The sequence below is a fragment of the Pseudonocardia sp. Cha107L01 genome, from assembly GCF_052566575.1.
Genome location: NZ_CP199579.1, coordinates 2,179,121 through 2,192,250, shown reverse-complemented (window position 1 = coordinate 2,192,250; position 13,130 = coordinate 2,179,121). Strand labels below are relative to the sequence as shown.

At 67.0% G+C, this 13,130-nt stretch carries 11 protein-coding genes; all 11 read right to left on the bottom strand.

What is annotated here, in order from left to right:
• Positions 1–27 precede the first annotated feature (27 nt).
• The 11 genes from ACTXG6_RS10505 to ACTXG6_RS10455 all read right to left on the bottom strand — a co-directional run bounded on the left by ACTXG6_RS10505 (position 28) and on the right by ACTXG6_RS10455 (position 13,046).
• Positions 28–1,317 (bottom strand): MlaD family protein, encoded by a 1,290-nt coding sequence (locus ACTXG6_RS10505; protein ID WP_445187577.1) that lies wholly within the window; start codon positions 1,315–1,317, stop codon positions 28–30.
• 11 nt (positions 1,318–1,328) lie between these two features.
• Entirely contained in the window at positions 1,329–2,801 is a 1,473-nt protein-coding gene (locus tag ACTXG6_RS10500; RefSeq protein ID WP_445187576.1) for an MlaD family protein, read from the bottom strand.
• Entirely contained in the window at positions 2,798–4,228 is a 1,431-nt protein-coding gene (locus ACTXG6_RS10495; RefSeq protein ID WP_445187575.1) for an MlaD family protein, read from the bottom strand. Before ACTXG6_RS10495 ends, ACTXG6_RS10500 begins: the two co-directional genes overlap by 4 nt.
• A complete protein-coding gene (locus ACTXG6_RS10490; RefSeq protein WP_445187574.1) occupies positions 4,225–5,559 on the bottom strand; it encodes an MlaD family protein in 1,335 nt (444 codons plus the stop codon). The genes ACTXG6_RS10495 and ACTXG6_RS10490 overlap by 4 nt, the downstream gene beginning before the upstream one ends.
• The gene (locus ACTXG6_RS10485) at positions 5,559–6,929 is read right to left on the bottom strand and encodes an MlaD family protein (protein WP_445187573.1); all 1,371 of its coding nucleotides are present in this window, start codon (positions 6,927–6,929) and stop codon (positions 5,559–5,561) included. The genes ACTXG6_RS10490 and ACTXG6_RS10485 overlap by 1 nt, the downstream gene beginning before the upstream one ends.
• Positions 6,926–8,149 carry an MlaD family protein gene (locus ACTXG6_RS10480; protein ID WP_445187572.1) on the bottom strand — a complete coding sequence of 408 codons (1,224 nt, stop codon included), beginning with the start codon at positions 8,147–8,149 and terminating at the stop codon, positions 6,926–6,928. Before ACTXG6_RS10480 ends, ACTXG6_RS10485 begins: the two co-directional genes overlap by 4 nt.
• A 6-nt stretch (positions 8,150–8,155) precedes the next feature.
• A complete protein-coding gene (locus tag ACTXG6_RS10475; protein ID WP_445187571.1) occupies positions 8,156–8,980 on the bottom strand; it encodes an ABC transporter ATP-binding protein in 825 nt (274 codons plus the stop codon).
• 33 nt (positions 8,981–9,013) lie between these two features.
• Entirely contained in the window at positions 9,014–9,871 is an 858-nt protein-coding gene (locus ACTXG6_RS10470) for an ABC transporter permease (RefSeq protein ID WP_445187570.1), read from the bottom strand.
• 15 nt (positions 9,872–9,886) lie between these two features.
• A complete protein-coding gene (locus ACTXG6_RS10465) occupies positions 9,887–10,762 on the bottom strand; it encodes an MlaE family ABC transporter permease (protein ID WP_445187569.1) in 876 nt (291 codons plus the stop codon).
• Positions 10,763–11,147: 385 nt separating this feature from the next.
• Positions 11,148–12,407, bottom strand: coding sequence for a LuxR C-terminal-related transcriptional regulator (locus ACTXG6_RS10460; protein WP_445187568.1), 1,260 nt, complete (start codon positions 12,405–12,407; stop codon positions 11,148–11,150).
• Positions 12,408–12,548: 141 nt separating this feature from the next.
• Positions 12,549–13,046 carry a hypothetical protein gene (locus tag ACTXG6_RS10455; RefSeq protein WP_445187567.1) on the bottom strand — a complete coding sequence of 166 codons (498 nt, stop codon included), beginning with the start codon at positions 13,044–13,046 and terminating at the stop codon, positions 12,549–12,551.
• Positions 13,047–13,130: the final 84 nt, after the last annotated feature.

Genomic DNA, 13,130 nt, shown 5'->3' with positions numbered 1-13,130 from the left:
CGTGTTTCTTGCCAAGTAACCGTCGGATCATCCGGGCGGCGCCTTCTCCACTCGGGTGAACGGTCGACCCACCGGACCGGGGTCATAACCCTGACCAGGCTTCGGGTACGGGTTGAACTTCGCCAACGGGCCGATGTTGGTGTTGATCGGGAAGTCCTTCGCGGACTGCTCGTTCACAATCAGCAGCGTCTTGAAGTACCGGCCGTTCGCGTCGCCGTGCGCCAAGGTCTGCGCGAAGTTGGCCAGCACAGACGCCAGCTCCGGCGCGTACGGCTTGAGGTAGCCCAGCATCGGGTTCAGGTCCCGCAGGTCGGTGACCGTCTGCGGGAACAGATCGTGCGAGTCGTCGGAGAAGTCCGGCACGCGGTGCAGGGTATCCGGGGCCTTGTGCAGGGCACTGTTCAGGTCGGGAAGCAGGTCCCGAAGGTCCCTCGACACGTCCGGCAGCTCCTCCAGCGCGGCCGACAGGTCCGGGCCCGCGTCGTGCAGGTGTCGGGCCACCGGGTCCAGCGCGTTGCCGATGTCGGTCACGGCGTGGCTGGCGTTGCGGGCGCTGTGCAGTACCGGCGGCAGCGTCCGCATGACCTCCTTGAGGTCATCCTGGCCGTCGGACGTCGCGGTGGTGAGCCGGTTGGCGTCCTCCACGAGCTGGGCGATCTCGCCGCGCTGGGTGTTCAGCGCGGTCATCATGGCCGCCGTGTTGCCGGTCAGCGCCTTGAGGTCGTCGGACTGGGCGGCCAGCGCGTCGAGCGCGGTGTGGCCGCCCCGGCCGATGGCCCCCAGACCCTGGACCGCCGCCGAGATGGACGACTGGGTGCCCTCGGTGGCCGCGCCCAGCGAGCGCATCTCCGAGGCCAGTGCGCCCCTGGTCTTGCCGTCCAGGGACACCAGCACGTCGTTGAGCTGTGTCGGTGGCTTGCCGGAGCCAGGCGGCATCATCCAGCCCGACGGCATGGGCGGGCCGGTGCCGTCGAGGATCTCCACGAAGCTTTCCTCGACCAGTGTCTTGGCCCGCATCTGCGCGGTGGCGCCCTGGTGCAGCGGCTTGTAGCTGTCCAGGTCCATCACCACCTTGGCGTGATCGCCTTCCGGGATCACGTCCTGGACCTTGCCGACCTTCACGCCGGACACCATGACGTCGCCGAAGTACACCAGGTTGGCGACCCTCGGGAAGTCGGCCGTGACCCGGTACGAGGTCTTGGTGATGCCCGGGATCTTGCCGCCGGAGTTGATCCAGAGGTAGGAGAACACCACGACACACAGAATTCCGAACAGGATCAGCGTGGTCAGCTGTACGACCCTTGCGGACAGTCTCATTCCCTGACCCCTCAGTTCTTCTTGCCAGGCAGCGAGAACAGTCCGCCCGAGGATGAGCCGCCGCCGCCAGGTGCGGGCAGCAGGCCCGAGTTGTTGTCCTCACCCGGGGTCTTGTCCGGCTTCGTGTGGACGGAGGAACCGTCCTGCCTCGGTGCCGGCTGGCCTCCCGGCCCGGTCGGTACCAGCTTCTGCAGCGTCGTCGTGCCCTCGTCCACGCCGGGCGCCGGCAGCGGCCTGAGGCCGTTGTTGACACCCAGCACCGGCGGCACGATCTGCGCGTCGACCGGGGCGTTACCCCGCAGGATGCCGCCGTTGGCGTCCTCGGTGCTCACGATCGAGCGCGTCTGGATGGTGAACGCCGCGACGTCGGGCAGGTAGGGCAGCAGTGCGTTGGTCACCGGGTCGAGGTGCCTGGTGGACGCCCTCAGCTCCGGCAGGTTGTCGCAGAGCTCGTCGGAGAACGGCCGCAGGTCCTTCACGACGTGACGCAGCTCGTGCAGGAACGGCTTGGCCGAATCGACCACGTCGTCCAGCTTGTCGCCGGTGTCGCGCAGCTTGCGCAGCGCGTCCGGGAACTCCTCCGACGCGTCCTGCAGATCGTGCAGCGTCGGGTCGAGCTGGTCGGACAGCTCCTGCACGGCGTGCGTGGAGCGCTTCAGGTTGTGCACCAGACCCGGCAGTTCGGACAGCGTCTGGTCGAACTGCGGCTCGTGCGTGCCGAACGAGTGCAGCGTGGTCTGCAGCCCGGTGGCCAGGGTGGCCAACCGCTTGTCGTCGCCGCCGACCGCGTTGGAGATCTGGCCGAGCGCGGTGATCAGGGTGCGGATCTTCTCCTTGCGCAGCGCGAGCTGCTGGGCGACCGGCTTGAGGTCGTTGCCCACGATCCGGGTCGCGTCCAGGCCACCGGGCAGGTCGGACTTCGCGTTGGTCAACGCCACGTCCGACTCCGCCAGCAGCGAGGTGAGCGATGCCTGGGCGTTGTCGTCGAGGTGGTCCAGCACCTCGTCGACCTGCACCGGGCGCACCGTGTTCGACTCCGGGTAGGTGTAGCCGTCGGCGATCTCCTTCGACGGCGGCCCACCCGGCGCGATGGTCACGTACATCTCGTTCAGCGGGCTCTTCGGTCGCAGGACGAGCTTGGCGTTCTCGTACAGGTGGTGACCGCGCTCGATCGACATCTCGAGCCGGGCGTGGCCGGTGTCGTCGATGTCCGCGCCGACGATGTCGCCGACGTTGACACCCGCGATCCGGACTTCCTGGCCGTTACCGGGGCTGATACCCGGGGTGGCCGCGAAGCTCGCGTAGAACACCTGGCGGTTGTCCCACGGTGCGACGAACCGCTGGTTCGCCAGGATGATCCCGCCCACCACCGCGGCGATCGCGATCAACGCGAACATCACGATGGTGTTCCTGGCCAGACCTGGCTCGGTCCTGACCCGCTCGAATGCGTGGGCCGCGCGCTCGCGGCGACTGGGGCTGGTCACTTGCCCTCCCCACCCATCATCGGCAGCAGCTGCGGGTGCCCCGGTGAGGCGTGCGGCGGCGTACCGGGCGACTGGATCGGCGGGTTGATCCGAAGCGGGTCAACCACACTGCGCTCCAATGTCTCACCGCGTCCCTGACCGTTGTTCTGGATCACGTTCTCCCCGGGCTCCGGCTGCGGCATCGGCTGGAATGCGATGCCCGAGCCGTCCTTGGTCTGGATGGTTGCCCGGTCCAGGTCGGCGACCGCGTAGCCCAGTTCCTCGAAGACCGGCTTGTCGGTCGAGGTCTGTGCGTACGGCCCGGAGCCGTGGAAGCTGCCCAGGATCAGGTCGGAGATCCGACCGTTCACCCGGTCCAGCACCGGACCCTTGAGGTCGCGCAGCACGTCGTCCAGGTCGCTGGTGTTGTCCACCAGGTTCTCCAGCAGCGGCCGGGCGTCGTCCAGGACGTCACGCAGGTCGCTGACCACCGGGCGGGCCCGCTTGATCACCGGGTCCAGATGCTTGAGCGTCTTGTCCAGCTCCCGTGCGCTGGGCCGGATGTCGCTCGCGGTGTCCTGCAGCACGTCGAGCGTCTTGTTCAACCGGTGCAGGCCGCGATCGGCGGTGTGCAGCGAGTCGGGCAGCTCGTCCAGCGTGGCCGAGAAGTCCTGGCTGCGGTTGCCGAACACCGCGCTGGTGGCGGCCAGGTCGCTCAGGATCGAGTCCAGCCGGCCCTTGGGCTCGGCCAGCTCCCTCGCGGTGGCCTCGAACCCGCTGACCACGTTCGTCAGGTCGTGGTTCGGGTCGGTCCCGCGCAGCGCGTCCAGCACCTCGCCGGTCGGGCCGAGCGAGGACGGTGCATCGGCGGCGAGCCGCTGCAGCGCCGCGGTGCCGCCCCCGGCCAGGGTCTCGTCGAACTTGACGACCGTGCCCTTCATGCCGGCGAGTGCGTCCGGCTGCAGTGCCTTGGCCACCTTGTCCAGCTCGACCGGGAGGTGGGCCCGGGTCACCGGGATCACCTCGTCGTTGAACCGTCCCCGGTCCCCGCCCGGCTCCAGGTCGAGGAAGTAGTTGCCACCGAGGATCGTGGTCGGGCGGATCGTCGCGGACGGTTCGCTGCCGAGCCGGTCGCGGCTGCCGTTGTACAGCTTGACGTCGACCATCGCGGTCCCGTCGTCCTTCTGCTCCACGCCGGTCACCATGCCGACCGGCACGTAGGCGATCTTCACCTGGCTGAAGTAGGGCCGCAGCCGGTAGTCACTGGCGAAGTTGACCTTGATCGTCTCGCCCGGGTGCAGCCAGGTGGTGACCTGGGCCTTGTTGAACACACCCCAGCCGATGATCAGCACGCCGACCAGGAAGCCCAGTCCGAGCTTCCAGGCGGAGAGCGTCCGGTGCCCGTGTACCACCGGGCCGCCGAAGATCTTCAAGAAGAAGTTCTTCACCTTCCGGTCCTCCCCGTCTTCGGAACGCCCGGCAGGCCCTGGCTCTGCTTGGCGGCCTCACCCGGTGCGGGATATGGGTCACGACTCTGCAGCGGGTCCCGGATCGGCGCCGAGATCGCGTCGAAGGCCTGCTCGTGGCCAACGCCGGTGTCGACGCGGAGCGCGTGGTAGTTGTCGTTACCGACCTTGAGCGCGTCGGTGGCGTTGGTGAAGAACAGCGACGCCTCCGGGGAGAACGGGCTGATGATCTGAGCCAACGCGCCACCCCGACCGAACGCGTCGCTCAGCATGGGAGCCAACGGCTGCGCATCCTCGAAGGTGCCTTTCAGGTCGTCGATCGGACCGCGTGCGTCATCCGACACACCGGGCACCTTGTCCAGCGGCGACCGGCTGTCCACCAGGAATCCCCGGAAGTCCGGAGTTGCCCGGCCCAGCGCGTCGCCGCCCGGCTGCAGGTCCTTCGCCGCCACCGCGGTGTTCGCCAGCGGACCGTCCAGGGACTGCAGCGCCGCGCGGGTCTGGCGCAGCGAGTCCGGCGCGGTCTGCAGGGTCTGCGCCAGCGGCGCGCCGTTGTCGGCGTTGAAGCCGGCGAACGTCTTGTCCAGCTTGCCGAGCAGCTGACCGATCTGCTCCTGCCGGCCGATGAACGAGACCGACAGCTCGTTGGTGCTGCGCAGCAGCGAAGCGGTGTCCCGCCCGCCGTTGTTGGAGAACGCGTCGGAGACGGTGCCCAGGTCGGGCAGTACGTCGGGGAACGCGGCCGCGGCCAGGTTGAAGTCTCGCCCGTGCCCGGCCAGCCCGCCACCCACGTTGCGGACGAAGGAGCCGATGGCCTGGCGGGTGGGCTCGTCGAGCACCGAGAGCACGTCGGAGATCTCCTGCGCGCCGACCGTGTGCACCGCCGGTACCACCGCGTCAGCGGGCAGGAGCCCGGCGGACGGGTCGCCCGGGTTCAGCTCGACGAACTTCTGGCCCAGTGCGGACCGGGCACCGACCGATGCGGTGATCGCCTGTGCGTTCTTGTAGACCGGGCGCTCACCGTCCAGCCGCAGAATGGCGACGGCCAGCTTGCTCTGCCCGTTGGGCGCGTTGGTCGCGTCCACCAGGTCGACCTGCTGGACGTAGCCGACCCGGATGTTGGCGATCCGGACGTCGTCGCCGGTACGGAGCGAACCGACATCCTCGAAGGCCGCCTTGACCGTGGTGCGGGGGGCGAACGGCAGACCCTGCTGGGAGATCAGGGACAGCGTCACCAGAGCGAAGAAGAAGATCAGTACACCCGCGCCGAGCACAACGGCTCGACGCCGGCGCATTACCGACCGCTTGACCATCAGTGGTCACCTCCCAGCATGAAGCCGAGAGCGCCGCTCTCCTGCTTTTCATTGAGCCCGGTCGCGCTGCCGTCCCCGGAGTTGTCCGGGGCGAGAAGTCCGGTCGGCACACCCGGGCCGTGGTTGGCCGGGTGGCCGGAGTCCGGTGCCGGGTCCCGACCGCCCAGGCCTGCGTTTCCGATGGCGCCCGGGATGTTGCCGGTGGCCGCGGTCGGCTCGACGTTCAGGTGCGCCCGGAAGTAGTGCGAGAGACCATCCTTGCCGTTGGTGGTCAGTGCCCAGTACCGGATGAAGTTGAGCACGTTGTCGATGTTGCCGCTGAGCTGCTCGACGATCGGCCGCAGGCCCTTGGCGGTGTCGGTCATGTCCGGGCCCGCCGCGCGGAGCTCCCGGGCCACCGGCTTGAGCTGCTCGAGCATCTTTGTGCCCTTGTCCAGCACCGGCACCAGCTTGTCCAGTGCGGGGTCGGCCGAGTGCGAGAAGTGCTTCAGCTCGCCGCTGATGTCCTTCAGGTTGTCCGTGGTCGGCCGGATCGAGCGCAGCAGAGGCGTGGTGTCCTCCGCGGTGTCGGCCAGGTTGCCCAGGGTGTGCCGGGCGGCGGCCAGCGAGCTCGGCAGCTCCTGCAGCGTGTCGTTCAGCGCCGCCACGTTGGTCGACGTGGTGTTCAGCAGGGAACTGGTCGACGCAACCAGGCTGTCCATGGTCTTGCCGTTGTCCTGGGCCAGTGAGGAGGCCACCGGTTGGAGGTTGTCCACCAGGCTGTTCAGTGTGGCGTTCTGCGCCTGTAGCACCTTGACGAACTGGTCGGTCTGGGTCATCGCCGGGGCGAGGGCCTTGATCGCGCCGTCCAGGTCGGCACCGTTGCCCCGCATGCCCTCACCGAGTACGGCGACGAAGGCGGCCAGCGACTGGCCGGTCTTGTCGTCGAAGACGTTGAGGACCTCGTCGAGGTCGGCGTTCTGGCTGGTCTGGGTCACCGGGATCACGCCGCCGGTCTTGAGCAGCGGAGCGTTGGCGGTGCCGGTGTCCAGGTCCATGTACCGCTCACCGAGGAGGCTGACCGGCCGTACGGTGGCCCGGGCGTCGGTGTGCAGTGGCAGTGCCTCGGGGCCCAGATCCAGCGCCACCTTGGCGATGCCGTTCTCCTCGGTCATGCCGGCCACGTCGCCGACCTTCACCCCGTGCAGCTTGATGTCGTTGCCGACCAGCATCGGGGAGGCGTCGCGGAACTCCGCGACCACGATGGTCCGCTCCTGGCTGGCCTGGATCGCGTAGCTGCCCGCGCCGGCCGTGCAGCTGCCGACCGCGACCAGCGCGACGGCCACCACACGGGCTTTCGACACCTGCATCGGGAACGGTTGACTACTCATCGCACACCGCTTCCGAATGCGTCGGTCCAAGGAGTCCCGCCGTTCTGACCGGGCAGCGGGTACGGGCTCTCCCGGACACCCGGCGGCACGATGCCCGGGTTGATGGTCGGGTCGCCGGCGCCTGCCTGCACGAAGATGCGGGCGTAGTGGCCGTTCGAGTCGAAGTTGGAGAACGCCGAGTTCCAGTTGGACAGCCAGCCGACGGCTTCCGGCGTGTACGGCCGCAGGAAGTTCAGCGGCTCGGACAGGTTGTCCAGGGCCTTGGTCAGATCCGGGAACGTCTCGTGCGCGGTGTCGAACAGGCCCGGGGTGTTGTCCAGGAGCTCGTTCAGCGCCTTGATGGTCGGCCGCAGGTCGTGCAGCGCCGGGCGCAGGTCCTTCAACAGGGGGTGCAGGTTGCCGGCGACCGACTTGAGCCGCTCGGTGGCCGGGTCCAGGTCGTGCAGCAGCGGAACGACGTCATCCGCTACCGGTGGCACCTTGTCGAGAGTCGTCTTCGCCGTCCGAAGCGTGGGGGGGAGCGCGCTCAGGGAGTCGCGGAGCTGCTGTTGACGGCTCGCGGCGAGGGAAGTCAGCCGCGTCAGTTGAGTCACGATGGTGCGTACGTCGCCCTGGTGGTCGGCGACCGTGCCGGTGAGTTCGTTCAGCCGCGTGACCAGGGCTCGAATAGCCGGCCCGTCGGTACCAATTGCATCCAGAACGCCACCGAGGGCGTTCAGTGCTGGTCCGGAGGCGGTCAGCGTCGCATTGACGTCACCCTCGTGTCCCTTGACGGTGTTGTCCAATCCGTTGACCAGCGACTTCAGGTGGTCTAGAGTGGGGGCGTCAAGAGTGTTAAGGATTTGGTCGAACTCAGTAGGCTTTGGCATCTGACCCTCAATTAGGCCATGGCTCGGGATTTTCGCGTTCGTTGACGGTCCATCCGTGATGTCAACGACGCGTTCACCCAGCAGGGCCTTAAAAGGGACGGACACGACCGCTCCTTCATGGAGCGGAGCATAGTCGCGATCAATTTTCAGCTCAAGAATAGCCTGATTGTCCTGAGCTTGAATGCTTGATACTGAGCCGACTTCGAAGCCGTTCAGTTGGACTGTGCCGCCGTTGACAATGTTGGTGGCCGATGGCAGGGCTACCTTGACGGTATAGGTATTCCCGGCAAGGAACCATACGCCGGCTATAACCAGCGCGATGGCTCCCCCCAGGACGACGTACAGGCGCATGCTTGGCTAATCCATTCCGAGTGGTCCGGCGGACTCACCGGACAGGAACTGGCGGACGAACGGGTCCTCTGACGCGAACGCCTCCTCGGCCTCGCCGTAGTGCACGACCTTGCCCTTCCAGATCAGCCCGACGTAGTCGCTGACCTTGCGCGCGGTCCGGATGTCGTGCGTCACCAACAGATACGTGCCCTTGTGCTCGGCGTGCATATCCAGAATCAGGTCGTTCAACAGGCTCGTCCGCACCGGGTCCAGACCCGAGTCCGGCTCGTCGAAGAACACGATCGAGGGGTCCATCACCAACGCACGGGCGAACCCGGCGCGCTTGCGCATACCGCCGGAGACCTCGTTGGGCAGCTTCGCCCACGACTTCTCCAACCCCACCTCGGTGAGCCGCTTCATCACGATCTCGCGGATCTCGTCCTCGGACTTGTCGGTGTGCTTGCGCAACGGGAACGCCGTGTTGTCATAGACGTTCAACGACCCGAACAGCGCCCCGTCCTGGAACAGCACCCCCATCCGAGTCCGGAGCTCGTAGCGCTCCTTCTCCGAGATCTGCCACAGATCCCGACCGAAGATCAACACCTCGCCGTCGTCCGGCTCCAACAACCCCACCAGATGCTTGATCAACACACTCTTACCGGTACCCGAAGGCCCCAGAATCGTGGTGATCGCATCGTCCTGGAACATCAGATCCAGACCCGACAGGATCGTCGCGGTGCCGAACGACTTGTGCAGGTTGCGCACTTCCATGCTGTGCGCCGCGTGCTTGCCGTTGCCCTCCGTGGGCAGCCGGGAAGAATCCCGGCTGCCCACGGTCGAATTGAAGGACATGTCGCTCCTGTGTGAATGGTCAGAGGGCCGTCATCAGTTAGCGATCGGTGCGTTCGGGGACAGACCCCAGAAGAGCTGCGTCCCGAGTACGCCGACGATGTGAATCAGAACCATGTTCAACATCATCGACTTCGCCGTATTTCGCCCCACTCCGACCGAACCGCCTCTGGCGGTGAAGCCGTAGTAGCACCCGACAAATGTGATGACCGTCCCCATCGCCATGATCTTTATCTGGGAGTACAAGAAGTCCGCTGGATTCTGGTACAGCCAGAAGATGTAGAGGTAACCACCTGGGGATACCCCGCCGAGGTTGACCACGGTGACCAGGTACGCGGTGACGTACATGACGCCGAGACCAACCGTGTAGAGGAACGGCATTGCGATCCACACCGCGAGGATCCGGGTGCCGACCAGGTAACTCCGGGACTTGATCCCCATGACCTCCATCGCGTCGATCTCGTCCGCGATGCGCATGGAGCCGAGTTCAGCGACCAGACCGCAGCCCACCTTGGCCGCGAAGATATAGCCCCACATGTAGGGCGCCATCTCGCGCAGTGAGCACCAGGCGTTGAACACACCCGAGTAGATCGGCGCACCGATCTGCTTGAGGGTGTAGCTGGCTTCGAGGCCGCACTCGGTGCCCATGACACCTTGCATGACCCAGATGATCAGGCCGCTGGACAGGATCAGAATGCCGGCCTGGTGGAAAACCTCGGTGCTGTACTTCCGCACGTCCGGCAGGGAGCGGATAACACTCCCGCTGAATCGGGCGATCTCACCGACCGAGCCGAGGACGTTCTTGATGCCCTCCACGGGCGTCGGCTTGGTGGGAGGCGGTGCGCCGTTGGGCCCAGGTACGGGCGGGCCTGACCGATCTTCGGTAATCGTCATGTCAGCTCCTCCCGCTTACCGGTAGACCTGCATGTCGGGGTTGAGCCCGAGCATGAGGGTCGTGAACGCGAAGTTGAACATCCAGATCCCGGCGAACGCGATCACGACGGCCTGGTTCACCGCGCGACCCACACCGATCGGGCCACCCTCGGCCCGGTATCCCTTGTAGCAGCACACCACGCCGATGATCAGGCCGAACAGCGCGGTCTTGACGACGCTGCACCACATGTCGGTCGTCGTGGCGTTGTTCCAGAAGTTGCCGAAGTAAGCGTTGGTGTTGGCGTCCAGCTCCCACGCGGCGAGCAGTCCACCGAACACGCCGAACGACAGTGCAACGACGTCCATCAGGCCGGTCATGATCGTCAGCGCGATCACTCGAGGCAGGATGATCGTCCGGATGGGGTCGACGCCGAGAACCTCCATGGCGTCGAACTCCTCCCGGATGCGTCGCGCTCCGAGGTCCGCCGTGATCGCCGTGCCCATCACGCCGGCCACGACCATCGCGTTGATCCATGGCGCGAACTCACGAACGCTCGCCATCAGGAAGAACGAGCCGAGACGTTCCGGGATACCAAAGAGCAGGAAGATGTTTCCACCCTGCAGACCCGGAGCCCCGAACCCGAACGCGGTTGTCGAGATGATCATCGGCAACCAGCAGAGCTTGAGAATTTCGAACATCTGCTCGCGGACGTCGCCCCAGTAACCCCTGGGGTTGGTGACCGCGCTCTTGATCACTGCGATCAGGAGCTCCAGCATCTCTCCGGCCTGCTGGAGTGGCCTGGTGGCCGCGCCTCGAGCAGAACGCAGCCCCTTGCCGAACTTCGGCGCGGCGACTGCCTTGGTATTCCCGGGAGAACCGAGCGTCCCGGTGCCTTGCACTGGGGTCGTCATCTCTCACTCCATCCATTTCTCACTGGCGCGCCGCCCCGGCAGCACTGCCCGGTACGACGTCGAGAGCGGCGGTCCCCGCCGCTCCCCCACCCGCTAGTTGCGGGGAGCCTGGGTTCCGCCATTCGGGGTGGCGGTACCCGCGCATCAGCGTGAAGCTCCAAAGGGCCCACTGACACACCATGAGAGAGCATCATCCCGACTTCGTTCGCGCGCTACATCATCAGTAGGAGGCATCTCCACCCCCCGATCGGGAGGTATCTGACACATCACCCGTTTGGCGGCATCGTCCCCGGCCTCGGTTGAAGCCCGAATCTCACCGTCCGCGCCGGTCAGAGGGCTGACCGACTCTTCTGACCTAACGGCTGTTAGCCCGATGAGATACGCCTTACGTTGCGCCAACCCGGGATCGGGAATAGCCCGTACGTGCTGAGCCGCCAGCTCGCTCGGTCCGCAGCCACCGGGAGACGGCTTCCGCGCGGTTGGCGGCGTCGAGCTTGCGCAGGATGTGTTTGACGTGCGACTTGACGGTGCCCTCCGCGATAACCAGCTGTCGCGCGATCTGGCCGTTGGTGCGGCCGCCGGACATCAGCCGCAATACGTCCAGCTCACGGCGGGTGAGCTCGGGCTTGAGCTCGGCCGGCGGCCGGCCGCCTCGGCCGGTGAACGGCTCCGGCTGGCCGAACGGGATTTCCGGTGCTGGCCGTGACCAGGACAGCCCGGCACCGGGAGTGCCGCCCTCGGTGCCAGGGCCGTCAGCCAGTCGCCGCAGCTCACCGCGCAGTCGGTTCAGCTCGTCCAGCGCGGCGGCCCTGGTGATCAGCGTGCCCAGCCCGGCGCAGAACATCCAGAGCAGGTCGCGGTCCATCGCGTCGAGGTTGCGCCGCTGGTGGTAGCAGTCCGCGTGCAGGAACCCGATCACCCGCCCCCAGCCGACGATGGGCGCGGCGGCGTAGGACCGGGTCATCGAGGTATCAATCAATGCCCGGTGCAGATCGGTGCGGTCGGCCAGGCCATTGACCACCAACGGCCGGTTCCGGCGCACGATCTGGGTCTCCAGCAGGGATCCGTCCAGCGTGCGCGGCTGGTCACTTCCGGCGCGGCGGATCTCGTCGGCCCAGCCGGGGTCCTTGGCCACGTAGGCGGTCTCCGCGATCCACACCGACTGCTCGATCCGGGACAGCACCGCCCGGTCGAACCCGATGGTGGACACCGCCAACGGGGCCCGCTCGGTCAGCTGCGCGACCGTGTCCACGTCGCGCAACACATCCAGCGCCTCGCGGACCACCCGGGCCGCCGAGCTCTGCCGGGCCAGGAACTCGTCGCGCACCCGCTCATCGGCGGCCTTCAGATCGGTGAGCAGGGCGATCAGCTCACCGAGCCGGTCCGGGTCGGTTCCGGCCGCGACGGCCAGCTGATCGGTGATCTCGCGCCAGGCCCTGGCCAGCAGTTCCTGCGCGGTCGCACGGTCGCTGAGCTGGTACGGAGCGGGAGTTTCGGTCCAGCCGAGCAGTGCGCCGGCCCGGCCGGCCACGTCGAGGGTCTCCTCGAGCCGCGCCGGGGATAGCCGGTGCCCGGTGGCCAACCACGGGGCGCCGTTGTCGGCTTCGCGCAGCGACATCGCCCGGGAGCAGACTTGCTGGCCCATCCGCGACACCTCCGTCGCTGTGCCCGGCAGCCGGCGTTGGCCGCCCGCGAGCCGAAGCTCGATGAGTCAATAGTCTAACGGTCAGCTATTGCCGACACCAATTAGGCTGGTCAGGGCGTTCCGACCGCCGGTGGAACCGGGTCAGGAGGAAGTCAGATAGCGATGCACGGAGGGGGCGAGCAACGGGACGCTACCCACGACCAGCACGGCGAACGCGATGATCGCCTCCCAGCGGCCACCGACCGCGAACAGGATCACCGCGAGCACCCCGAGCACCCCGAGCACGAGTCGCGCCCAGCCCTGCCCGATCAGCAGCAACAGCGCCATCAGCAGCACGACCAGACCCAGCAACAGCATCAGGGTGGGATGCGCGGTGGTGTTGGTGGCCACAGCGGAGTCACCCAGCGTGCCCTGAATCTTGTCGACGCTGGCCTGATCCGCGCCGCCGGACGTGGAACTCGAGCCGAGTGCCGAGACGATCAGCAGCGCGCCGAGTATCACCCAGGCAACCACCGCGAGGCCGAGTTGCCAGGGAAAGCCCTGCTCCTTGGCCTGCGCCGCGGCACCCACCGGGCTCCCGGCGCCCGCGTCGTCGCGGCCGTTCGACTCGCCGTGCTCGGTGGGCGGGGTCTCAGTCATGGCGCGCAGTCTAGGACTGCCCGGTAACCCTGGGTATCGCTGGATGGAGCCATCCCCGTTCCGGGGCCGCCGCGCTCTCAGTTC